The organism is Roseibium sp. RP-7 (assembly GCF_053005225.1).
In genome coordinates this window covers 109,373-133,975 of sequence record NZ_JBRKQA010000004.1, presented here as the reverse complement: position 1 = coordinate 133,975, position 24,603 = coordinate 109,373, and the positions used below count along the sequence as shown (strand labels likewise).

Sequence of the window (24,603 nt, the reverse complement as noted above, 5' to 3'; positions counted from 1 at the left end):
CAGAAATTCGGCGTCTCGCGCCAGTGTGAAACGGAAGTCAGCCCAATCGGAGGCGGTCAGCGGTTTCGGGAGCTGTGCCTGAGGCCGGGGACCTTCGGGCCGTCAGCCCGAAGGTGTTTTTCCGATGATGTGGGAAGGTCAGGTCCCGGCCAGTTGGGAAATTTTCATGTTCGAGGCATCTCCACGCGAGAATTGCGTGAACATTGACATGACGGACGCGCGGATTGCGTCTACCTGCGCAGGTGAATAACGCCTGGCCTGGTAGCTCATCAGCACGCGGATGGCACGGTTGCCGTCGATGACCTCTTCCATCACTTCAAATTGCAGTCCGAGATGGGATTCCTGCTTGTCCGGGTCGACCTGGCGAAACGCGATGGTACCGCCATCCGGCGCTGGCAGGTTGCCGTTCAACTTGTTTTGCGCATGGATCTGAATGAACACATCGAACAGGTGGTCCATTCCAGGCGTCATGCCAAGGGCATCTTCCACAAGGTCGATCGGAATGTCGGTAAAGGGCATCGATCCGTTGATCATGTCCTTGATGTTGCCGATCAGGGTGCCGACAGTCGGATCGTTTCCGAAGCGAACCCGGTGGGCGACGACAGTGGTGAAATAGCCGATCGTGTCGAAATAATCGGGGTCCGTACGGCCCGCGGCAGAGGTGCCGATCACCAGATCGGACAATCCCCCAAGGGCCTGAAGCGCGGCGGAAATCGCGCCATAGACGACGTTGAAAAGGGAAGCGCTGTTTTCCTTGGCAATGGCATAAAGCCCCTCGGAAACGTCGCTCTCCAGCCGCATTTCAACCCAGCCGCCTGCGACCGAACAATCGTCAGTGGCGGGTTCATCGAGGAGTTTGGGTTCGTTGGTGAAGAGAACCAGTTCCCTGGGTGCATCACCGAGCATGTTCGTCCAGAAGGCAAGGTGCCGGGCGTTGACACCCGACTGCACCTGCTTGCGGGCAAACTCGTGAAAAGGTGCTGGTTCGTCCGGCCACTCGGGCGCAACGCCAAGGCTGCGTGCGCGGTAGGCTTCAACCAGTTCGTCCATCATCAGGTTGACAGACCATTCGTCGAGCGCAAGATGGTGGAACAGGAACGAGAGCACTTGCCGACCTGTTTCCGGATCGGTGAGAAACCGCAACCTGACCGGCAATTCCTTTGCAAGGTCGAAGCAATAAATGGCTTCGGCATTGCGGTCCGCACCCGTGCTTTCCGCGCTGGTCCAGAACCATTTGTAGGTCGCCAGTTCCTCGACGGGAACAACCTTCTGCAAGACATCACCTTCCTCCGTTTCGAAGTAGAGAGTCCTGAGGGCGGCATGCCGTTTCATCAGGTCACCGACGGCGGCCTCGAAAACGGTTTCGTCCACGGGGTCGAGAAAATCCAGGGCAAACGGCAAGTTGAAGATCTCGCGGTATCCAAGAGCCGAATAGATCTTCCAGAGCGACATCTGCGCAAGAGCAAGAGGTGTGGCAGCGTCGCTGGCCTTGCCGTTTCTGATCTCGACGTTGTGGTTCCCGGCGCTTTCGCCGGCGGTATCGACCAGTGTTGCGTGCCGGGCAAGGCCTGCTGCTGTCGGGTTGCCGAAAAGATCGTTGAAACGAACTTCTATGCCATGATCATGAAGCAGGCGGCCGATGATCCGGGTGGCTACCAGCGAATGTCCGCCGAAGTCGAAAAAGTCGTCGTCTGGTGCGAGATCTGCAACAGCGAGCGCATCCCGAAACTCCTGCAGGATGGCCGCCTGAATGGCCGTCACGTCGAGGGAGGTTCCTTGTCCTGCGTGGAGAGGAGCGTCAGAAACACGGGCACTTTCGCTCTGGAGAAGCTGCTGGCTCACCGCGATTGAAAGAACCTCCGGGTTCCGGAGATAACCGGAAAACAGATCCAGCACCAAACTGCCGGCATGTCGCCTGATCCTCTGTCCGGTGACCAGTTCAAGAATTGCCCTGCCTTCTGTGTCAAAGCCCACGGCCAGCTCGAAATCGGGGCGCGCTTCATACGTCGGCATGGGTATCCGGTCAAAGGCGAGTGTGTCTGTCGGGACGATGGTTTTCGGATCGGCAAGCCGTTGGATCCAGACCTTTGGAAGGTCTGCTGCCAGTGTGTTGTTGTCGTGTTTTTCCGATCTGGAAATCGCATTCAGATGAGACAGAACCTGCCGTTCACCCTCTTCAGGAACCATGTCCCGTCCAACCGAAACAGCAAAGCTGTCGGAACGGGCAAATCCGCCGCAAGGGTCAGTCACGCTGTCTGTCTGCCGTGCCGGAAAAATGGCTTCGATCCGTTCGTGACCGCCGAGCTTGCACAGGAATTGCGCGAAACGAACCCCAACCTGTGCCAGCAATGTGGTGTGGTCCGAAGAAGAGTAACCCTGGTCATGATGGAGGACAGGTTCGAGCAAGGTTCCGAACCTCCGCGCGAGCCGGTCGCTTGTTGGCAGAAGACCAGGTGTTCCGTTGAAATCGATAACGGCCGTATCAGCCAATCCTTCGCCCCGTCGCAACCAGGTGACCGGCGCAAGGCCGGGAAATTCAGGCGCGAATTGCTTCACCTGACGCGGCGCCGGTGCAGCAATGACCTTGCTGTCATAGGCTGCCCCAAGACTTCTCAGGACATCTTCCGGTGAACAGACCTCCTCGAGAATGCGGTGCATGAGCAGGCCCAGGATCACCTCTTGACCGCAGAGGATCAGCAGCACCTTGAAAGGGGGTTCGGCTTTGCTGTCCCAATGTGCTTTCTGGGCGGACAGGACAAGTGAAACGGCTTCCTGCTGGTTTTCAGCTTTGATGATTTCAAGTGTTCCGTCCGGCCCGTGCGAGGGGGACTTCACGAGTTCTCCCTCGTCACTGAAGCGATAGCGCATCGCCAGCTCGGGAAGGGCTTTGACCAATGCGTCCACGGCGCGGGCGAGGCGTGCGATATCGGGTGTGCCACCGATCCGGTAGACCTGGGCATGTCGCAGCACCTCGTCCGGATCTTGCTGTTGCGCCAGCCAGATCCGTTCCTGATGCTGCGTGACGGTGTGCGGCTCCCGGCCTTTTTCCGGCAATCGGCCAGCCGGGACGGCAGGCTGGGTTGACCCGTCCAGGGATTTGAGTTCCGCGTCGAAACGCTCGAACTCGGTTGCTGTCAACAGGCGGTCGAAGCCTCTGGTCATGTCAGTCTCCCGATACTCATGTGTCGTGCTGATTGCTTGCCTTGGGAGCTCGTCCGCAGCCATTCGGGCCGACGACGCGGGGGCTCACTGAGTAAGCGGATATGAGTTGCATTTGTTAGCAGGCACAGCCAGCGGGAGCAATTAAACTTGTATCAAATACTCATGTTTTTTAAGTCCGGGTATCGTGGTGGCCGGATATGATTTCTGGACGGGAGAAGGCGCGACACCCGGGCAAGCACTCGGTGTGCCGCCCAGGTATGTTCGATGCAGAAAACCGATAGACGGAGCAGCTCCGGTTTTACTGCGTCGTCTCGTTCCAGCCTGCGATCGCGTCCAGCATGTGTTCCGCGCTTGCAACGCTCGGGGTAATCACCTTGGCGGGATCGACGAACAGGATCCGGTTTTCCCTGGCCGGTTTCATGAATTGATCCCAACCGGGAACAATCTTGCTCAGCGAAGCGCGGGTGCCGGCTTCATCGCGGCCGCCGACCATGTAGCTGTTGAGCAGGACAAGAACATCAGGGTCGAGCTTGCCGAATTCCTCCGCACTCAACGGCATGAGCATCATGGAACCGCCTGCCGGAGAGGCGCCACTCGGCGCGCCGACATCCAGACGGCTGTATCCGAGGTCTTCCAGTGCCTGAACCATGCCGGAGGAGTCGCCCACAACATTGAGCTGGTCGGTCAGAAAGACGGGAAGGTAAGTCCTGCCGGCAGGATCGAAGGGCAGTTTGGTTCGCAGATCTTCCACGCGCTTTTCATAGGCCGCCTTGCGGGCGGCAAAGACATCTTCCCGGCCGACGAGAGCTGCCAGGTCTTCCTCGACATCAAAACCGTAGACCTTCGAGCTGCCGACATTCTGCAGATAGACCGGCGCGACAGTGGCCAGTTGATCGGCTTTGCCGGCATCCAGTTCGCTCGCGACGATCAGATCAGGTTCCAGCGCTCTCAGTTTTTCAAGATCGAGCTGCCCGACGGGGCCGAAACCCTTTGGTTTCGTTTTGCCTTCGCCGAGAACGGTGTCGATGAAGTCTACCGCGATAACGAAGCTGCCGTCGTCCGCCCGGCCGAAGCTGCCGGTAAGATCGAGACCGAGATCCATCAGCGGGATGCCGAGCAACGGCTCGTGCATGACGACGATATGTTCGGGCTGCTCCGGTATCGTGACCTTCCGGCCCGTGTCGTCGGTGACGGTGCGCTCGGCTGCAAGGACCGGACTTGTCGCCAGTAGGGCTGCGATTGCGCAGGAGACGAGAAAACGCATGAAGATCCTTTCAGTGTGACTGGAGTTTGCGCAGCGCCTGCAGACGCAGCGCGATGATGAAGAGCGGCACGCCGACCATGGTCAGGCTGAGACCGAGAGGCATTGGCAGGGAGCCACCAAGCCCGCGTGTCAGTGCATCGGCGATCAGGACGAGGATCCCGCCCATCAAGGCGGACAGGAAAAGCCGCGCCCGGGCGACGGCCGGTGAAAGAAAGCCGGCGATGTGAGGTGCCAGCACGCCGAGAAAGACCAGGGGCCCAACCGCCGTGACGGCAGCGGAGCTCGCCACAACGGCAGTGAGCAGGATCAACGGGCGGGAACGGCCAACAGGTTCGCCCAATGCCATCGCCATTTCGCTGCCCAGGTCATAGGTGGCCATGGCAGGGCCGAGAACGAAGATTGCCGCGAGGCTGAGAACGAACAACGGTGTAAAGGCGGCGATGACTGTCCAGTTGGCCTGGAACAGCGAGCCGGCCAGCCACTCGGAAAGGGCGATGGAGGTCTCGGTCGGCAGATACAGGATGAGAAGCGATCCGAAGGAAGACAGGACAGTCTCGATTGCTATCCCCATCAGGACGATGGAAAGGCCGCTGGATCGCTCGCTGCCGACAAGCCATAAAAGTAGACCGGCAACCGTCAGCCCACCGGCGAGCGCAGCAAGAACCACAAGGCTCTTGGGTGCCGCCGGCAGGAAGACCAGCAGCAACATGATCATCGTCATCGACCCTTGGCTGAAGCCGAAAAGTCCCGGGTCAGCCAGCGGGTTCCTGGCAACCGACTGAAGCATTGCCCCGGCAAGTGCGACCGCCCAGCCGACCATGAACCCGAGCAGGATCCGAGGCAGACGGACCGTCCAGAGGGCATAGTTCTCCGCACCCGGCAAACTTTCACCGGCAAGCGTTCGGAAAAGATCGGTTAGCCCGGTGTCCGTCAGCCCGAGACCGGTGGCAAGAGCCGCAAGTGCAAGCGCAGCAGCCACAAGACAGGCTCCGGCAAGCAGATTGCCGGTCCTCATCTGAAGTCCGCCGGGCAGACGCAGAACCCGTTTGCCGTCGATTGCTCTACCGCCTCTGATCATGAGGCCTCCCGGCTGCCGGGGGAGAGATAGAAGCGTTTGACGATCACGATGAATACGATGCCGCCGATCAGATCCGTAACCAGGCCGGTGTTCACGACGTAGGGGTAAAAGGCTTCCCGAGCGATGAGGTCCGCTGCCAGACCGACAATCGCTCCCACGATCAGGGAGGCTGGCAGGGCGTGAACAAGATTGTTGCCCATGAAGGGGCGCACGATATGTGGCACGACCAGCCCGACGAAGCCGATCGGACCGCACACCGCAACTGCGGAACCGGACCCGAGCACGGCTGCTCCGATGGCAAGACGTGAGACAAGAGGAACGTTGACACCGGTTGAGGCGGCCTTGTCGGCGCCCAGCAGGATCAGGGTCAGCGGCCGGGCAAACAGCAGCAGGATTACGACGGAAAGGGCCCCGATCCACCAGAACATGGCAAGGCGGTCGATATAGACGTGGTTGATATTGCCGGTTACCCAACTCAGGAAATCGGCGCGGCGGGCCGGGTCGGACAACAGCAAGGCGTTGGTCATTCCGGTGAACAGCATGGAAACCAGGGCGCCGGACAGGATAAGGGACAATCCGCGCGGGTCGTTCCGGCGACCTGCGAGCCGGGCAACTGCAAGGCTGGAGAGAAAACCGGCAAGTGCTCCGGCAAGTGCCGCAATGCCCTGCAGCTCGGCACTGGCGCCGAACAGGAGCGCACTGGCAACCAGAAACAGAGCCGCACCTGAATTGACGCCCAGTGTGGCAGGGGAGGCCAGGGGATTGCGCACCAGGCTCTGCAGGACGAAGCCGCTGGCCGCTGCAATGCCGCCGGCATAAATCGCAATCAGGGTGCGCGGTAAACGCTGGAACAGAAGGACAGCGTCTTCGTAACTTTGAGCTTCGAAACGCTGGAGCGCGGCAATCAGGTTCGGTAGATCGGCTGCACGGAAACCGAAGAACAAATGCACCACCAGCACGATGGCAAGCATTGCAAGGATGAGCAGAAGGTGGAGACTACGCCGGTCCATCAGGCTACCGATGCGTGCCCAATGCGCTCCGGAAAGCAGACGAGGCGCCCATCGCGTGGAAAGATCTGGGTCCTGAGACCGAAGACCTGTTCGATGTTGTCACTGGTGACCGTGTCCGCAACCGGTCCTGCCGTAATGCACCGGCCAGACTGCATCAGCACGACCTCGTCGGCGAAGGCGGTGGTCAGGTTCAGGTCGTGCAGAACGGCAATCACCGTCTTGCCGTGGGTTTCGATCAGCTCCCTGACAAGTTCAAGAACGGCGAACTGGTATTTCATGTCCAGATGATTGACTGGCTCGTCCATAAGGATGACATCGGTATCCTGTGCCAGAACCATTGCGATCCAGGCGCGCTGACGCTGACCACCGGACAATTTGTTGACGGGAAAACCGGCCCGGTCGCTGAGGCCGACAGTCTCCAGAACCTGTTTGAAGAGATCACGATCCTGCGCCGACGGACCGCCCGTCAGCGAATACCGCGAATAGCCGGCAAGCTCGATCAGCTCGCCAAGTGTCATGTAATCCGGGCAGAAGCAATCCTGAGGCAGATAGGCAATCCGGCGGGCAAGAGCTTTCCGGCCGATGCCATGGAGAGGTGCGCCTTCCAGCAGAATGTCGCCTGTGGTGATCGGCAGGAAGCCCATGATGGCTTTCAACAGGCTGGACTTGCCGCACCCGTTCGGCCCGACGATCGCCGTAAGCCGGCCTTTGCTGAACCGGACGGAGACATCACTGAGCACATTCAAGGGTCCGTAAGCCGCACTTACGTGTCTTGTCTCCAGCAATTTCGACCTCTTGACCTTCTGCAATGCAGAAGTCTTTATACTATCCGAAACGAGCCAGCAAACCCAAAGCCAGCCCTCGAACTCGTTTCCAATCCAATCAAGAGCGGATTTGATGACCCCCTCAAAGAAATTGCATATCGGCATGTCGCTCGCCCCGACATGGCTCAGCGGCGACGCGTGGCGTCGTGCGGACAGTGGCGTGGAAGGCCTTTACGGCAGTGATTTTTATCTCGACGTCGCACTGCGCGCGGAGCAGGCCAAACTGGACTTTGCGTTTCTGCCGGACTCGCTGTTTCTGAACACCGGGCTGCTGGCATCCGGCACCGGGTTTGCCAGTCTTGACCCGACATTGCTGCTGGCCTCGATCGCGCGCGAGACGTCGAGGATCGGGCTCTTGTCGACAGCGTCGACGACCTTCTTTCCACCCTATATCGTCGCCCGGCAGATCCAGTCGCTGAACTGGCTCAGCAACGGGCGGGCCGGCTGGAACATCGTCACCGCTCTGGACGGCAACGCGAATTTCGGTCTGTCCGAAATGCCGAGCCCGGAGGAACGCTACGCACGGGCCGCCGAATTTACCGAAGTCGTCCGGCTGCTCTGGGAGAGTTTTCCTTATGAAGCTCTCAAGCTCGACAGGGAAAGCGGGCTGTTCGCCGATGCGGATCTCGTCAAACCGGTCGACCACGAAGGTTCGTTCTTCAACGTGAAAGGCCCGCTCAACTTGCCGCGCTTCGGCAAGACACGGATACCGCTTGTGCAGGCGGGGGCATCGGGCGCAGGCCGTGACTTTGCCTCTTCGGTGGCGGACGCGATCTTCGCCTCGACACCGGACAAGGCTGCAGCCATGGACTTGCGGGCCGATTTGCGCAAACGGGCTGAACAGCGCGGACGAAAGGGCGACGATATCCGGGTTTTGCCGGGGTTGAGCCTTTACCTTGCGCCGACCAGGGCGGAGGCCGAGGAGCTCTTTGCCGAAACCAACGCACGCGTGAGCCGGGACAGGTGCCTGGCAACAGTTCTGGAAATGACCGGGCTCGATCTTTGCGACTGGCCGGCAAAACGACAGGTGAAAGCCACGGACCTGCCCCCGCCACCGGAAACGGTGCGCAGCCGAACCCATTCGCAACTTCTGCGGCGGATGATCGAGCGGGACGAACCGGCCGTCGAAGACCTGTTGCGCCGGCCGGAAGTTATCGGCTCGGCCCATTGGCTCGTCGTCGGCACACCGTCCGATGCGGTCGTACAAATCAAGGATTGGGCAGCGGTAGGTGCGATCGACGGTTTCGTCGCCTTTCCGGGCGGATCTCTGGACGCGGTACGCCTGCTCCTGGAACAGGTGGTTCCTGCATTGGGTGATCTGGGCCTTTTCCGGAAGGACTATTCAGGCTCGACCTTCTTCGAGCATCTGACCCTGGAATAGGCATCGAGACAAACGCAGAAGCGCGACACAGCAGGCGGACTACGCAGTTGAAGAGGCCGAGGTTGCGCCATTTTCGAAAACTGGTGTCAGGGCTTGGCGAAAGAAAATTCCAACCCCTGACCTCGCGAAACAGCCGCCCGAATAGAGTGCTTTGATGTTTGTCTGACGGGCGCTTATGTAATGCATATGCTGTAATTAATTGAAATTAATGAGAAAAATCCTTTAGTCGGCTGGTCAAAAATTTGGCAGAAGCCGCGTGCCGATTTTGTTGACAGAAGTAAAACCTCTCGATAACGTTTCAATCTCCAAGTGATTGGAACGTGGCAACGGGGCCACTTTAAAATTCGCAGGCGAAAAGGCCTCTCTATGTCTTCGGAAACGAAGCTGTAGGGAGGCCTTTTCTTTTGCGCTCAGCGATGTGCCGCGAGAGAAACCCCGAACAACTGCCGGGGCGCGGCAGAACAATAAAAATGAGGGGTAAAAATGAGCAAGTTACACGGCGAGGCGGAAGCCTTGGACGAAGTGGATCATGTTCTCGGAGAAGAATATGAACACACGCCGGTCCCGATGTCGGCCCGCAGGAGCACCTTTTCGGTCACGACCGTCTGGATCGGTTTTCCAATGATCATCACCGGCGCGATGACCGGGTCTCTCCTGGTTCTGGGCATGGGCTTCACAAATGCGGTCTGGGCCATGCTCCTGGGCAATATGATCATGTTTGCCTATGTCGGCCTGCTGGGGGTTCTGGGCACGCGCAGGGGCATGAATTTCGCACTTCTCGCCAGCGTGGTCTTCGGACGGAAGGGATACATGCTTGCCTCCGGCCTGCTGTCGACCTTGCTGCTCGGCTGGTACGCGGTGCAAACCGGCATCACGGGATCCTTGATCAGCTCGGCCTACGAGCTGAACTATGTCGCGATGACCGTGATCGCCGGCCTGCTTTACATCGGCATCACCTTCGTCGGCGTACACGGGCTTCACCTGATCGGGCTGGTGTCGGTGCCCTTGTTCGTGCTGCTTGGCGGCTGGGTGGTTGCCGACAGCCTGTCGACGACAAGCTGGGCGGAGATCGCGGCTTATCCCGGCAACAACGGCGCGGCGACCATGTCGATGGGTGTCGGATTGACAGTGGTCATCGCCCTGTTCATCGATGCCGGGACAGTGACGGCGGACTTCAACCGTTGGGCAAAGGATACCAAGGCATCCGTCATCGCAACGTTCAGCGCCTTTCCGTTCGCCAACATGTGCGCCATGCTGGTCGGAGGCATCATGACGGCAGCCCTTGCGGTTCCCGATGCCAATCCCTTCGGCACGGACAACATGTTCGGCTACATGAACGGCAAGCAGCTGACCTTTCTCAGTGTCCTTGCCTTCCTCTTTCTCTACTGCAATCTCGGCTCTGTCTGCGCTCATTGCCTTTACAATGCTGCAACCGGCTGGTCGCGTATTCTCAACAGTCGCATGCGGTTGATGGCGGTTGTCCTTGGTGTCATCGGCATCGTCATTGCCGCCGGCAACGTCTGGGCGTTCTTCATTCAATGGCTTTCCCTGCTCGGCATCCTGGTTCCACCCATCGGCGCGATCATTCTGGTTGACCAGTATCTGCAGCGCCGCAACGCCACGATCGACCGTGACTGGCGCCCAACTGCATTCGCCGCCTGGGCTGCAGGTTCCATCGTAGCGGTGATCGTCGAGTTCTATGCGCCGCAGTTTTCGACGGCAATTTCCGCAGGGCTTGCCGGTGGGGTTGCCTACCTCCTGTTCAACCGGATGCCAGAGGCCGCAAGGGCCGGTGCCTGACCCATTTCCGGCGGCTAAGGCCGCCGGACAATACCAGAAACCAGAGGATAGCCTTCCATGGCAGACTACGAAATTTACGAACTGGGCGACTTCACCTTTCAGAGTGGCGCAACGCTTCGCGAGTGCAAGCTCGCCTACAAGACCTTCGGCAAGCTCAACGCGGCCAAGGACAATGTCATCGTTTACCCGACCTGGTATTCCGGCCAGCACGTCGACAACGAATGGTTGGTCGGCAAGGGGATGGCGCTGGATCCCGATGAGTATTTCATCGTGATTCCGAACATGTTCGGCAACGGCTTGTCATCTTCGCCGTCCAATACGCCCGAGCCCTACAACGCGGCGCGGTTTCCGAAAGTGACCGCCTATGACAACGTCCGCGCACAGCACCAGCTCATGACACAGAAGTTCGGTGTCGAGCGCATCAAGTTGGTCACGGGCTGGTCCATGGGGGCGCTGCAGACCTTCCACTGGGGCGCGATGTATCCCGACATGGTCGAGAGGATCGTGCCGTTTTGCGGGTCTGCCAAATGCTCCCGGCACAATTTCGTGTTCCTGGAAGGGGTGAAAGCGGCCCTGACAGCCGATGCCGCCTTTCTGGAAGGCTGGTACGAGAAGAAGCCGGAACGAGGGCTTCGGGCGATGGCGCGTGTCTATGCCGGTTGGGGGTTCTCGCAATCCTTCTACCGGGAAGAACTGGACCTGAAGACGCTTGGATATTCCTCGCTGGAGGATTTCCTGGTTGCGTTCTGGGAAGGGTTTTTCCTGCCCAAGGACGCCAACAACCTGCTGGCCATGCTCTGGACCTGGCAGAATGGCGATATCAGCGCCAACGACATCTACCATGGCGATTACAAGAAGGCGCTGGGGGCAATACAATCGAAGGCATATGTGATGCCCGGCCGAACGGATCTATACTTCCCGCCGGAAGACAGCGAAATCGAAGTCGCGAACATGCCGAATGCGACGTTGATTCCGATTGAATCCATATGGGGACATTTTGCAGGTGGGCCGGGCACCAGCCCGGTTGATGTGGCGTTTCTGGACGGGAAGCTGAAGGAAATACTTGCGGGTAGTGCCTGACAGGCAAGGCCAGCCCGGCCGGCCGCTTTGGCGGCCGGCGCAGGACTGAAAGGGGAGAGTTTGGGTTGACCAGTTCATGCAAAACTTCCGAACCGTGGCGCGTCGGTGTGCTGTTCTCGCAGTCCGGCTACATGTCGGTGATCGAGGAAACCCAGTTGCGCGGGACGTTGACGGCGATCGATGAAATCAATGATAGCGGCGGGATCAACGGACGGCCCATCGAGCCGATTATCTATGACCCGGGTTCGGACTCGCGCAACTACGGGCTTCTTGCAAAGAAGCTTATGGTCGAGGACGGCTGCAGCACGATATTCGGCTGTTACACCTCGTCCAGCCGCAAGGCCGTTCTGCCCGTGGTTGAGCGACTGAACGGCCTGTTGTGGTATCCGACGCTTTACGAAGGCTTCGAGTTTTCCTCCAACGTGATCTACACGGGAGCAACACCCAACCAGAACAGTGTCCAGCTGTGCCGGATCCTGATGGAGCTCTACGGAACGCGGTTCTATTTCGTGGGGTCGGACTACATCTATCCGCGCGAATCCAATCGCATCATGCGGGAGCTGATCCGCAACAATGGCGGCAGTGTCGTCGGCGAGAGTTATGTCCGGCTGGGAGCGGACAGAAATTCCTTCGTACCAATCATGCGCGAAATCCGGCAGGTGCAGCCGGACGTGATCTTTTCCACGGTGGTCGGCAACACGACCACATATCTCTACCAGGCCTATGCCGATCTCGGCATCGACCCGAGGGTGATGCCGATCGCCAGCCTGACGACCACTGAGGCCGAGATCCGGGCGATGGGATATGATGTCGGCGACGGCCATCTGACCGCCGCTTCCTATTTCCAGGGTGTCGGTAACGACCGCAATGCGACCTTCATCGACCGTTACAAGAAGCGCTACGGCGAGGACGAGCCGACCAACATGTGTCTGGAGGCGTCTTATTTCCAGGTGAATGTCTTCGCCAAGACCCTTGCCGAGACCAACTCCATGGACACCTCGATGATCCGCCAGTCGGTCATGGGATCGGAATTCGATGCCCCGCAGGGCGAAGTTTCCATCAACCCCGTGTGGGGCCATGCCGACCTGTGGACCCGCATCGGCCGCGCGAACCGCAGCGGCCAGTTCGATATCGTTTTTGAATCGCCCTCCAGCGTGAAGGCGGATCCTTACTTGATTGGGTACGGCCGATGCCTCGAATACAGCTGACACAAACCTCCCAAAGAACCTGGACAAACAAGCAGACAACCGGGGAGACACTGGAAATGGACACAACCGCGGCGGCCAAGACCAAGCGTCCGCTTTCGCAACGAACGTCGGCAGCGGCTGCCATGCGCAAGAACGCCACCGCGACAACTCCGCATCAGAACCTCAGGATCGTAGTAATCGTCGAACCCGATGCGGATGGCGAACGCCTGATCCGGGAGTTGCAGCGCCTGCGTTGCGAGGTGCGCCATATCTGGCCGATCCCGCCTCAGTTGCCTGTCGATTGCGATCTTGTGTTCTGCACGCTGGTCGAGGACATGCCCAAACGTATCCCCTGGTTGCCGGGAGAGCCGGAAGCCGGTCTGGTGTTGGTGGATCGGGGTGTCAGCAATCTGGATCTCAAGCTGATCCATAATTGCGCCGCCCATGGCGTGCTGCACTATCCGGTCGTCCAGCGCGCGGTCCAGACTTGTGTCGCTCTGGCGCGCGAGCACTTTCTTTACGAGCGTCGACTAAGAAACCGGATCGATAAACTTGATGAAAATCTCAGAACAATGCGCCTTGTTGAGCGTGCAAAGTCTCTGTTGGTTCGCGTCAAGAATGTAAGCGAAGAGGAAGCTTACAACTATTTGCGTCGACAGGCGATGGAACGGCGTGTAACTATCGGTGCAGTTGCAAATGCGATAATTGACTCACACGAACTTCTTAGCTAATCTTTCAGAGTTATTCGTGGCAACAGCGCCACGTACATCCGGGTAAAAGAGCCCCACGGTTTTCGTCTTGGCGGAACGTGGGGTTTTTTGTTGTCTGAAATTCAGACATTTCCCTCAGCGGCACCATAGCCGCGTTCACAAAAATCAGAGGCGACGATGCCCCGAACGAGCTGCCGCAAGGCAGGGCGGACGGGGCTTTTTTTGTTTATGGAGCAGCAACGTGAAAACCAACAGGCGCAATTTTCTTCTCGGGTCGGCCGCTTTCGGGGCAGCCGGTCTCGGCACCTTCCCGCATATCTGGAGCAAGAACAGCGGACTGGCGCGCGCCGCCGGCGGCCAGATCAAGGTGGGGGTTCTGTTCTCCCTGACCGGGACGACTGCGATTATCGAAGAGTCGCTCAACAAGGCGACGATCATGGCGATCGAGGAAATCAACGCCGCCGGCGGTGTCAACGGCATGGAGATCGTTCCGGTGGTCGAGGACCCGGCTTCTGATCCGGCGACTTTTGCGGAAAAGGCGCGCAAGCTTGTCCTCCAGGACAAATGCGTTTCGGTCTTCGGCTCCTATACCTCGGCCAGCCGGAAGGCCGTGCTGCCCGTGTTCGAAAAGCGGGACAATCTCTATTGGTATCCGACCCTGTACGAGGGCCGCGAGTGCTCGAAGAATGTCATTTACACAGGTGCTGTTCCCAATCAGCAGCAGGACGAGTTCGTGCCCTGGCTGGTGAAGAATTTCGGCAAGCGCTGGTACCTGATCGGGTCGAATTACATCTATCCGAAGGAAGAGAACAACTACTGCAAGAAGTTGCTGGCCGAACTTGGAGCCGAAGTCGTTCACGAGGAATATGTGCCGCTCGGCCATTCGGAATTCTCATCCGTCATCAACAAGCTGAAGGCGGAAAAGCCGGACGTGATCTTCTCGACGGTGGTCGGTGATTCCGTTGTCGCCCTGCACCGGCAGTATCATGCCGCCGGTCTCGACCCGGAAAAGATGCCGATGGCCAGCCTGACCACCTCGGAAAACGAAGTGGCGGCGATGGGCGGTGCCGCTGCCGCGGGGCATTTCACGTCCGCACCATATTTCATGGTCTGGGATTCACCGGAAAACCAGAAATTCGTCGAGGCCTACAAGTCCCGCTGGGGCGGCGACAAGGTCACGCATTTCGTCTCCGAGCCGTCCTATTTCCAGGTGCATCTGTTCAAGCAGGCCGTCGAGAAACTGTCGCCGGACGATATCGATCCCACCACCATCCGCGAGGCCGTCAAGGGCGACCAGTTCAACGCGCCGCAGGGACTGGTCAAGATCGAGGGCGAGAACCTTCATACCTGGCTGAGACCGAAGATCGGCCAGTGCAAGTCGGATGGCCAGTTCGAGATCCTGCAACAGTCCGCCGACTGGCTCGAGCCCATTCCCTACAAGGCCTACGACGGCCAGGTCTGCACCGCTGACGGTCTGAAGAGCAGCTGACGCGCGCAAACGGGTGGCGTGTCGTCACGCCGCCCGGCTTTTCCGTGACCTGATGTTTTCCAGACCTTGAAGGCTTGCAGATGGAACTTGTCGTCTCCCAACTCCTGACCGGTCTCAGTATCGCTTCGATCCTGATGCTGGTCGCCCTTGGCCTCGCCGTCATTTACGGCGTGACCGGGGTCATCAATCTCGCGCATGGCGAATTCGTCATGCTGGGCGCCTATTGCGCCTGGTTTCTGCAGTCCCAGCTTGGCATGGGATTGCTGGAAAGCCTGATCCCGATCTTTTTCATTCTTGCGGTGTTCGGTTGGGCTGCGGAAGCCCTGGTCATCCGCCATCTCTACGACCGGCCGCTCGACACCATCCTGGCGACCTGGGGCATTGGCGTGATGGCGCAGCAGGCGATCCGGCTGATTGCCGGTGGTGAGCTGCGTTATGTCGAGATCCCGGCGTTCCTCAGTGGCAGCGTGTCCCTGTTCGGTGCAAGCGAGTCCGCCTACCGGCTGTTCATCCTGGGTCTTGCGCTTGTCCTCTTCGGGCTCACCTGGGTCATCTACCGGCGCACCAGCTTCGGGCTGAAACTGCGCGCGATTACCCAGAACCGGGAGATTGCCTCCAGTTTCGGCATCAATTCCGCCCGCATCTACCGGTCGACCTTCGCCTATGGCGCCGGCATCGCCGGTCTCGCCGGTGCGCTCGTGTCGCCGCTGAAGAGCGTCTCTCCGGAAATGGGGACGACCTACGTTGTCGACGCCTTCATGGTGGTTGTCCTTGGTGGTGCCCAGAGCCTGCTCGGCACTGTCGCAAGCTCCGGGATCCTGGGTGAACTTTCGGGTTTCCTGGCCTTCCACAGCAACGACACCCTAGCCAAGGCGCTGGTCCTGCTGGCGATCGTCATCCTCATCCGCTTTCGGCCCGAAGGCCTGTTCTCGACCCGTGTGCGCTCGTGATCACGGCCGGAAAAAGGATCGCAATTCAATGAACCTGACTGGAAAATCAACAGCACGGCTGGTGCTCTATCTGGCGTTCTGTGCAGCCATCTTGCTCGTGCCGTCCGTGCTGGACGATGCGTTTCTCCTGAACAAATATTCCCGCTACCTGGTCTTCGCCATCCTGGCAGTCTCGCTCAGTCTCTCCTGGGGCTACGCCGGAATTCTCAATCTCGGCCAGGCAGCCACCTTTGGCCTGGGGTCCTATGCCATGGCCATGGGCCTCAAGCTGCGCACCGTGCCGGTACATACCGGCAGCGAAGGGCTTCCGGACTTCATGGTCTGGAACAATGTCACCGAACTGCCCTGGTTCTGGGCGCCGTTTCACTCCATGACCTTCGCCATTCTGGCGGGGCTCCTGATCCCTGCCGCCTTTGCTGCGCTGCTCGGCTGGTTCATGTTTCGCGGGCGCATCACCGGTGTCTATGCGTCTATCATCACGCTGGCCGTTCTGGTGGTGGTCAACCTCCTGATCATCGATCAGCAGCGCTACACCGGCGGCTTCAACGGCATCACGGATCTCGCCCAGTTCGAGGTGGCCGGTTTCTTCTTCGACGCCTATTCCGCGACAACCTATTACCTGGTCGCGCTGTGCCTGTGTGCCGTGCTGCTCCTGTCGCTCGCGGTTACCCGCAGCAAGACCGGCATGATCCTGCAAGCGATCCGCGATCAGGAAAACCGGGTCCGCTTCTTCGGCTACGACGTCGCGCTCTATCAGATCTTCGTCTTCTCGCTGTCGGCCGGCATCGCCGGTCTGGCAGGCATGCTCTACACGATCGTGATGGAATTCGCCTCGCCGACATTCCTTAGCGTGCCGCTCAGTCTTTCCGTGGTGATCTGGGTCGCCGTGGGCGGCCGGCAGAGCCTTCTGGGGGCTGCCATCGGAGCCCTGATCGTGACGGGCGTCCAGGGTGCCCTGTCGGAATCCGAAGTCTTCCTGGAAAGCTGGATGCTGATCATGGGGGGGCTGTTCGTACTCGCTGTCCTGTTTCTGCCGAAAGGCATTGCAGGTGCCGTCTCGATGGCCGTCGACCGGCTGCCCTTTTTCGCCGGCAGCGCCAGGAAATCCGCGAGCAATGTCATGAAAACCACGGAGGCGGCGTCATGAAGACGGCAACCGACCACCTCAGCCTTCGGGACGTCAGTGTGTCCTTCGGCGGTTTCCAGGCGATCTCAGGACTGTCGCTGGATGTGAACAGCGGCGAACTGCGTTGCCTGATCGGACCGAACGGTGCTGGCAAGACCACGGCGCTCGACCTGATCTGCGGCAAGACCCGTGTGACCTCCGGCGAGATCCGCTTCAAGGGCGAGGCGATCCATACCCTGAAGGAATATCAGATCGCCCGCGTCGGTATCGGGCGCAAGTTCCAGGTGCCGAGTGTCTTCCGCGAACTGACCGTTCGGGAAAACCTGAATATCGGTCAATCACGAAACACCGGCGTTCTGGCCAACCTCGTGCGTTTCGGTGCAAGTCACGACGACGAGGAAATCGAACGTCTTGCGGTTCTGGTCGGCCTTCAGGACGATCTCGATCTTGCTGCCGGACATCTGTCTCACGGTCAGACGCAATGGCTGGAGATCGCGCTGATCCTGGCCCAGAACCCGACACTCATCCTGATGGACGAGCCGACAGCAGGCATGACCGCGCAGGAAACCGGCAAGACGGCCGAGCTGTTCAACAGGCTGCGGGGCGAGCACACGCTGATTGTCGTCGAGCACGACATGGGATTCGTGCGCGACATCGCTGAAACCATTTCAGTCATGCACCAGGGCAAGCTGCTTGCCGAAGGTTCGCTGGAGGAAGTCTCCAGCGATCCGCGGGTGAAGGAAGCATACCTTGGAACGAAGGAGGCCGGCCATGCTTGAGCTGAACGGTCTCGATGGTTTCTACGGCCGAAGCCGTGCGCTCCAGTCCGTTTCCATGGACATTGACGAGGGTGATTTTTTCTCCGTTCTCGGCCGCAATGGCGTGGGCAAGACGACGCTTCTTCGCAGTGTCCTCGGGTTGATGAGCCGGACGTCCGGTTCGGTCAAGCTGGACGGAATGGAATTGAACAGCCTGCCGACGCACGCAAGAGCGCTCGCCGGCATCGGCTATGTCCCGCAAGGCCGCGGCATCCTGCCGGCCTTCACCGTGCGCGAGAACCTGATGATCGGCACCTTCGCCGCCCAGTCGGGCCAGGGTGAGATCGCCGACTGGGTGCTGGAGCTGTTTCCGATCCTGAAGGAGTTCCTGAACAGGCGGGGCGGCAACCTTTCCGGAGGCCAGCAGCAGCAGCTTGCAATCGGTCGGGCGCTTCTTTCCCAGCCCAAGGTGCTTCTGCTCGATGAGCCGACGGAAGGCATCCAGCCGAACATCGTCGAGCAGATCGAGGATGTCCTGATCGACCTGAACCGAACCAGGGGCCTCACCATCGTTCTGGTGGAGCAGAACCTCACTTTCGCACGCCGGGCCTCGAACCGGTTCGCGATCCTCGACCGCGGCACCGTCGCGGTCACTTCCGGCATTGCCCAACTGTCCGACGACCTTGTCCACGAACACCTCGTGGTCTGAGGCGCGGCAACCCGTTCCTAGAAGGAGGAATTGATGTATCACGGTGATATTTCCAGCAGCAACGACACCGTCGGCGTGGCGGTGGTCAACTACAAGATGCCGCGTCTGCATACCCGCGAGGAAGTGCTGGCCAATGCCCGCAACATCGCGGACATGATCGCGGGAATGAAGGTCGGCCTTCCGGGCATGGACCTGGTGATCTTCCCGGAATATTCCACCCACGGGATCATGTATGACCCCAAGGAGATGTACGAAACCGCTTCCCAGGTGCCTGGAGAGGAAACGGCCATCTTCGCAGAAGCCTGCAAGAAGGCGAACGTCTGGGGCGTGTTCTCTCTGACAGGCGAGCGACACGAGGATCACCCAAACAAGGCGCCTTACAACACGCTCATCCTGATGAACAACAAGGGCGAGATCGTCCAGAAATACCGCAAGATCATGCCCTGGGTGCCGATCGAAGGCTGGTATCCGGGCGATTGCACCTACGTCTCGGAAGGCCCGAAGGGGATGAAGATCAGCCTGATCATCTGTGACGACGGCAACTATCCGGAAATCTGGCGTGACTGCGCCATGCGCGGGGCGGAACTCATCATCCGCTGCCAGGGCTACATGTATCCGGCCAAGGAGCAGCAGATCCAGATTTCCAAATCCATGGCCTGGGCGAACAACTGCTATGTGGCGGTTGCAAACGCCGCCGGCTTCGATGGCGTCTATTCCTATTTCGGCCATTCGGCCCTGATCGGTTTCGACGGCCGGACGCTGGGGGAATGCGGCACCGAAGAAAACGGCATTCAATATGCCCAGATGTCGGTGTCGGGGATCCGCGATGCCCGCAAGAACATGCAGTCGCAGAACCACCTCTTCAAACTGCTGCACCGTGGCTACACCGGCACGATCAACTCCGGCGACGGTGACAAGGGCCAGGCAGCCTGCCCCTATAATTTCTACGCCAACTGGGTGAACGATCCGGAAGGAACGCGGGAGATGGTCGAGGCCATGACCCGCACGACGGTCGGCACCGAAGAATGTCCGATGGAAGGCATCCCGAACGGCGCAAGCACCCACCGCTAGGGCTCAGGTCCAATCCGGGCGGGAAGTCTCTCGCCCGGTTCGAAATCGATCAGCTCTTGCCGCAGGCCAGCAACCTGGCGGCACGCGCTGATCCAGCGATCCTCCCGAGCGATGCGGTTCGCAGCGCCGCATCCTCCTGGCGCTGCAGCGATTTCCCCCGCTGCAGCGTCTTCAACAGGAAGTCCAGGAATGAATGCACCGATAGCTGGTCCGGTTGAGGACCCGATTGACGCCTATCGCATTGTCAGCGAACCCTTTTATCGCCCCTTTGCACAGGAGGTCGGCCATTATGAAGCCGCCTATGCCGCACGGTTGCCGATCCTTCTGAAGGGGCCGACGGGATGCGGAAAAACGCGGTTTGTCGAGCACATGGCCTGGCGGCTGAAGCGTCCTCTCGTCACGGTGTCCTGTCATGAGGACATGACGGCGTCGGATCTGGTCGGACGGTTTCTGCTGGATGCCGACGGTACCGTCTGGCACGACGGCCCGCTGACGGCGGCCGTCCGGCACGGTGCGATCTGTTATCTCGATGAAGTGGTGGAAGCGCGGCAGGACACGACCGTCGTCATCCATTCCCTGGCCGATCATCGCCGCCATTTGCCGCTGGAAAAGAAGAATGAACTGGTCCAGGCGCATCCGGACTTCCAGCTCGTGATCTCCTACAACCCCGGCTATCAGAGTGTGCTTAAAGATCTGAAGGAATCCACCCGGCAGCGGTTCTGCGCGATTTCCTTCGACTATCCTGATGCGGCAATCGAAGCGGAAATCGTGGCGCGTGAAGCCGGTGTCGAGCCTGAAACAGCAAGGGTTCTTGTCCGGGTTGCGGAAAGATCCCGGAACCTCAAGGGTCACGGACTGCGCGAAGGTGCATCGACGCGCATGTTGATTGCAGCCGGTCAGCTGACAGCGCAAGGCGTGCCGCTGGAAGAGGCCTGCCAGATTGCCATCGTGCTGCCGCTCGTGGATGAGCCGGAGATCCGCGCTGCGATGTCCTCCGCTGTTTCTGCCTGCCTGTAAGACATGGCGGCGACGATGGCCGAGGCTGGCACGGCAAAGACGAACACCTTTGAGACGCGCGAATATGAACGGCAGATGTCTGCCGTCTGGACTAAAGCCCTGTCCCGGATTGCCCAGGCCGGTTACGGCGAAACCGTAACGCAAGCCTATCGTACTTGTGGCCCGATGGTTGCGGAGGCAGTTTCGGAAGAAGCCGCAGCCGATCTCGGACGCCTGGTTTCCTGGATTGCCATTCGTTCCGGCCGGCGCGCATCGGCAAGGGTGCCGCATACAGCGGCTCGCGCAGCGCAGTACTTGAAGACATTTCCTGCTTTTTCGGAGTGGTGCGCTCTTTTGGAGCGGACCGGACGCGACTTGCCGGAAGCCGTTGAGGCACTGCTTGAGACGTCTGACAGGTCCCTGGCAGAAATCGGCTTGTCCGGCTTCGGGACATTCGTCGGCATGGGGTTGGCACTCAGACTGACGAACCGCGAAAAGGCGCGGTTGTTTCTCGCTGGCGAAGACCCGGAAGCGCGGCACTTTCTTGACCGGCAGTCGTCAGTCTTGCGATTTGACGACGAAGAGCTTCGGTTGAAGACGTTTCATGCCGCCTTGTGGGGTCAGCTTCCGCCCATTGTCGAAACCCCGGCCACAGCTCCGGAGCAAATGCGTCGCAGGGCCGGGTTCGGGCGGGATGGCATTCGTCTGCCGTCGGGGTTTCCGGGTTTCGACCGCGCGGACAGCCTGAAGCTTTATCATGCGGCTCTTGCCCATGTCGGCGCTCACATTGCCTTCACCCGGCAGGTGTTTGAGCGAAAGTCCCTGAAACCCTTGCAAGTCGCAGTTATCTCCTTGCTTGAAGACGCGCGGGTCGAACGGCTCGCTCTGCAAAAGATGCCGGGACTGAGGACTCTCTGGAGCAGCTTCCACACCATGGATGCACGCTCCGCGGACCTGGCGACAACCTTGATGGCTCGGTTGTCGCGCACGCTGATAGATCCGGAATACAGCGATACCAACGGTTGGGTGGAGAAAGGAAAACGCCTGTTCGAGGAAGCCTTTGCCGCAACCCCCGACGACCAGACCTTCTGCCGGAGAATTGGCGGACTGCTTGCCAACGATCTGGGTCAGATGCGGCTGCAGTTCGACGCCCGCACCTATGTGGTGCAGCCGGCCTACAGGGACGACAACCTCGGTATCTGGACCTTCGATGAGGAACCGGACCTGATCGAGATGGATGTTGCGGTTGAAACGGAAGGTGTGCGCCTGGAGCAACAAGAACGCGACGAGGCCGACCGGCGGGAGCCCGAAGAGGACGAAAAGCGCGAGGAAGAGGCCGCGGCAGCGGAAAAGCTACGGCTTCGAGATGAGGACGCGGTAACCCGGCTGATCACCTATCCCGAATACGATCATGTTAGCCGCCGCATGCGCCCGGACTGGTGCACTGTTCATGTCACTGAGGCACCGCGAAAGGCGGCAAACGGTCTGTTGCGGAGCCTCACGCAAGAAACCAGGATACAAAGTTCTCTCACCTCTCTGATCTCCGGTGCCAATGTGAATGCGTTCCAGCGGGAGCGCCGGCTGGAAACCGGTGACTTTCTCGATCTGGATGCATGCATCGATGCCCAGGCAAGTCGCCGCAACCGGGAGATCCCCGATCCGAGGATCTTCGGCCGGAAGAGTTGCAAGGGACGGGACCTGGACATCCTGTTGCTGATCGACCAGTCACACTCCACCGGCGAGCCGGCAGGCGAAGGGGGCGCCAGCGTTCTCGATCTTGAACGCCTGTCTGCCGCGATAATGGCCGGGGCGATGGAGACGACCGGCGACAATTGCGCACTTGCAGGGTTTTGCTCGGACACTCGGGAGACGGTCCGATATGCGCGGATCAAGGACTTCGGCCAATCGGTCGACCAAGGCGTGTATGAACGCTTGGCCGGTCTGGAAAGTGCTTTCTCGACCAGGCTGGGCCCGGTTATGCGTCACGGTGGGCGCGAGCTTGCCGAAAGGACGGCATATCGAAAAGTATTGCTGGTGGTGACTGACGGCGAGCCGTCCGATATTGATGTCGATGATCCGGATTATCTCCTCGAAGACGCCCGTTTCGCCTCGCGCGAATTGGCGATGGCCGGCATCGATGTTTTCTGTTTCTCGCTCGGCGACAACCGCAACGATTATTCCGGCAGGATTTTTGGCAGCAAGAATGTCAGAAAGCTCGCGGACCTTTCCAGGCTTCCTGGCGCTCTGCTTGGGCTCTATGGAGAGTTGAAAAAGTAGGAGGTGCCTCTGGTGAGCTGCTCTCATTTTGCCGGATTGCCAGTTCTGTGGTGAACCTTGCGCCAGTCTCGAACGAGCTCTGGTCGCCTGTTCCGACCGTACCGATTCTGTTGAAACATCAGAAAATCTGCCTTTAACCGGCAAAACACCCGGAAAAGTTTCAAGGAAGATTTTGCGTGGGTTTAACTTCAGCCAGTGTTCTGAAAATGTAGCCGGTCCATCGCCGGAGACCTCGCGGTAGTATTCGAGGGCAAATTAAGTAATTGAAATAAATAAGGAAAAAATAGGATCGGCTGGAATGATGCTCTGGAACTGGCAAAGATTGGCACACCCGTCGGGTCGGAAAGTTTCGTAGAGGCATCTGGAATGCCGGTTCAACCAGGCCGGGTTAGGGTTTCGTTAACTTAAATTTCCTTGCACCATCTGCTGGAATCCTGCATCCATGACGGAGTTACCGCTCATATCGGGCACAAAACCGTCAGAGGGCATTAATGGCCGTTACCGAACAATTTTCCGGTGGACGCGATACGACCGCAAAAATCGAAAGTTTCACGCAGAAGCTTTCGGACCGTTTGCAGACGATGCGCGAAATGACCTACCCGCCGGAAGCCCGCAAGGTTTTCGGCCGGACGTTTTCCACGACGGATCTGGTTCGTCTGCTGGGCGTGCCGGAAAGCACGCTGCGCACCCTGACGCTGGAAGGCAAGGGCCCGCAGCCGCATCGAGCCGAAAACAACCGCCGGATCTACACGGTCGATCAGGTTTGGGAACTGAGGGCATTCCTCGCGGAACTCAGGCCTGACGATGCGCATCGCCTCGTGCCTCATCGCCGACCGGGAGAAAAACTGCAGGTCGTTGCTGCTGCGAACTTCAAGGGTGGCAGCTCTAAGACGACCACCTCCGTTCACCTGGCCCATTACCTGGCTATCCAGGGCTACCGGGTGCTGTGTGTCGACCTGGATCCCCAGGCTTCCATGACCACGACATTCGGCATTCAGCCGGACCGTGATCTTCGGTCCGGCGAAGACGATGACGAACGGACCGACACGACCTACGACGCTTTGCGCTATGACAATTACCGCGTGCCGTTTTCCGAGGTCATACGCGAGACCTACTTCCCGGGCATTCACCTTGCCTGCGGCAACCTGCGCCTGATGGATTTCGAATACGATACGCCGACCGCGCTTGCCGAAAGGACGACCGACGAGCTTGGCCTGTTCTTCCAGCGCCTTGATGCCGTGATCCAGTCGGTTGAAGAGCACTATGACGTCGTTGTCCTCGATACACCACCTTCGCTCGGCTACACGACGATGGCGGCCCTTTATGCGGCAACGGGCCTGATCATCACCGTACACCCGGCCATGCTCGACGTCTCGTCTTGCTCCCAGTTCCTGAAGATGATTTCGGATGTGACCCATACGTTGTCCGAAGGCGGTGCGGTTTTCGAACACGACTTCACGAAGTTTCTGCTGACCAGGGTCAACCCCAATGACGGGCCGCAGAAGATCATGTCCGGCACCATGCGGGACTTGTTCGGGACCGACGTCCTTGTGGCCGAGGCGATTGAATCGACCGCCATCGCATCTGCCGGCGTTGCCAAGAAAAGTCTCTACGAGATCGAATCCGGTGAAGTCGGCCGGGAAACCCTGAAGCGGGCGCTGGAAAGCGCAGACCGCGTCAACGCCGAAATTCTCGATCTGATCAAGAGTGTATGGGGCAGGGAGGTTTGAC

19 protein-coding genes are annotated in these 24,603 nt (G+C 59.3%); 14 read left to right on the top strand and 5 right to left on the bottom strand.

Annotated elements, in window-relative coordinates:
- Positions 1-138 precede the first annotated feature (138 nt).
- From ACVDG9_RS26875 to ACVDG9_RS26855, 5 genes are all read right to left on the bottom strand, one after another.
- Positions 139-3,162, bottom strand: a complete 3,024-nt coding sequence (locus tag ACVDG9_RS26875; RefSeq protein WP_447239447.1) for a condensation domain-containing protein — start codon at positions 3,160-3,162, stop codon at positions 139-141.
- Between the two features lie 298 nt (positions 3,163-3,460).
- Complete coding sequence (locus tag ACVDG9_RS26870; protein WP_447239446.1) at positions 3,461-4,426, bottom strand: ABC transporter substrate-binding protein; 966 nt, start codon at positions 4,424-4,426, stop codon at positions 3,461-3,463.
- Positions 4,427-4,436: 10 nt separating this feature from the next.
- Positions 4,437-5,504: a FecCD family ABC transporter permease gene (locus ACVDG9_RS26865; RefSeq protein WP_447239445.1), complete on the bottom strand. Its 1,068-nt coding sequence runs from the start codon at positions 5,502-5,504 to the stop codon at positions 4,437-4,439.
- The gene (locus tag ACVDG9_RS26860) at positions 5,501-6,514 is read right to left on the bottom strand and encodes a FecCD family ABC transporter permease (RefSeq protein WP_447239444.1); all 1,014 of its coding nucleotides are present in this window, start codon (positions 6,512-6,514) and stop codon (positions 5,501-5,503) included. Before ACVDG9_RS26860 ends, ACVDG9_RS26865 begins: the two co-directional genes overlap by 4 nt.
- Complete coding sequence (locus tag ACVDG9_RS26855) at positions 6,514-7,299, bottom strand: ABC transporter ATP-binding protein (RefSeq protein WP_447239443.1); 786 nt, start codon at positions 7,297-7,299, stop codon at positions 6,514-6,516. Before ACVDG9_RS26855 ends, ACVDG9_RS26860 begins: the two co-directional genes overlap by 1 nt.
- 112 nt (positions 7,300-7,411) lie before the next feature.
- Here ACVDG9_RS26855 and ACVDG9_RS26850 point away from each other — a divergent pair, with 112 nt between their 5' ends.
- The 14 genes from ACVDG9_RS26850 to repA all read left to right on the top strand — a co-directional run bounded on the left by ACVDG9_RS26850 (position 7,412) and on the right by repA (position 24,602).
- Positions 7,412-8,719, top strand: coding sequence for an NtaA/DmoA family FMN-dependent monooxygenase (locus ACVDG9_RS26850; RefSeq protein WP_447239442.1), 1,308 nt, complete (start codon positions 7,412-7,414; stop codon positions 8,717-8,719).
- Between the two features lie 483 nt (positions 8,720-9,202).
- A complete protein-coding gene (locus tag ACVDG9_RS26845) occupies positions 9,203-10,519 on the top strand; it encodes a purine-cytosine permease family protein (RefSeq protein WP_447239441.1) in 1,317 nt (438 codons plus the stop codon).
- Between the two features lie 57 nt (positions 10,520-10,576).
- The gene (locus ACVDG9_RS26840) at positions 10,577-11,599 is read left to right on the top strand and encodes an alpha/beta fold hydrolase (protein WP_367022771.1); all 1,023 of its coding nucleotides are present in this window, start codon (positions 10,577-10,579) and stop codon (positions 11,597-11,599) included.
- A gap of 65 nt (positions 11,600-11,664) precedes the next feature.
- The gene (locus tag ACVDG9_RS26835) at positions 11,665-12,807 is read left to right on the top strand and encodes a transporter substrate-binding domain-containing protein (protein ID WP_023014441.1); all 1,143 of its coding nucleotides are present in this window, start codon (positions 11,665-11,667) and stop codon (positions 12,805-12,807) included.
- Between the two features lie 56 nt (positions 12,808-12,863).
- Positions 12,864-13,517 (top strand): ANTAR domain-containing response regulator, encoded by a 654-nt coding sequence (locus tag ACVDG9_RS26830; protein WP_168687642.1) that lies wholly within the window; start codon positions 12,864-12,866, stop codon positions 13,515-13,517.
- Positions 13,518-13,737: 220 nt separating this feature from the next.
- Positions 13,738-14,985 (top strand): transporter substrate-binding domain-containing protein, encoded by a 1,248-nt coding sequence (locus ACVDG9_RS26825; protein ID WP_447239440.1) that lies wholly within the window; start codon positions 13,738-13,740, stop codon positions 14,983-14,985.
- An 80-nt stretch (positions 14,986-15,065) separates the two neighbouring features.
- A complete protein-coding gene (urtB, locus tag ACVDG9_RS26820; RefSeq protein WP_447239439.1) occupies positions 15,066-15,935 on the top strand; it encodes an urea ABC transporter permease subunit UrtB in 870 nt (289 codons plus the stop codon).
- Positions 15,936-15,963: 28 nt separating this feature from the next.
- Positions 15,964-17,082 (top strand): urea ABC transporter permease subunit UrtC, encoded by a 1,119-nt coding sequence (gene urtC, locus ACVDG9_RS26815; RefSeq protein WP_023001368.1) that lies wholly within the window; start codon positions 15,964-15,966, stop codon positions 17,080-17,082.
- On the top strand, positions 17,079-17,840 hold the full coding sequence (gene urtD / locus ACVDG9_RS26810) for an urea ABC transporter ATP-binding protein UrtD (protein WP_075283434.1): 762 nt from the start codon (positions 17,079-17,081) through the stop codon (positions 17,838-17,840). The genes urtC and urtD overlap by 4 nt, the downstream gene beginning before the upstream one ends.
- Entirely contained in the window at positions 17,833-18,528 is a 696-nt protein-coding gene (gene urtE, locus ACVDG9_RS26805) for an urea ABC transporter ATP-binding subunit UrtE (RefSeq protein WP_023001366.1), read from the top strand. The genes urtD and urtE overlap by 8 nt, the downstream gene beginning before the upstream one ends.
- A 33-nt stretch (positions 18,529-18,561) precedes the next feature.
- Positions 18,562-19,599 (top strand): aliphatic amidase, encoded by a 1,038-nt coding sequence (locus ACVDG9_RS26800; RefSeq protein ID WP_023001365.1) that lies wholly within the window; start codon positions 18,562-18,564, stop codon positions 19,597-19,599.
- A gap of 189 nt (positions 19,600-19,788) precedes the next feature.
- A complete protein-coding gene (locus tag ACVDG9_RS26795; RefSeq protein ID WP_447239438.1) occupies positions 19,789-20,616 on the top strand; it encodes a CbbQ/NirQ/NorQ/GpvN family protein in 828 nt (275 codons plus the stop codon).
- Positions 20,617-20,631: 15 nt separating this feature from the next.
- Positions 20,632-22,872, top strand: coding sequence for a nitric oxide reductase activation protein NorD (locus ACVDG9_RS26790; RefSeq protein WP_447239436.1), 2,241 nt, complete (start codon positions 20,632-20,634; stop codon positions 22,870-22,872).
- A gap of 491 nt (positions 22,873-23,363) precedes the next feature.
- Positions 23,364-24,602: a plasmid partitioning protein RepA gene (gene repA, locus ACVDG9_RS26785; protein ID WP_023001362.1), complete on the top strand. Its 1,239-nt coding sequence runs from the start codon at positions 23,364-23,366 to the stop codon at positions 24,600-24,602.
- The last annotated feature ends 1 nt before the right edge of the window (position 24,603 follow it).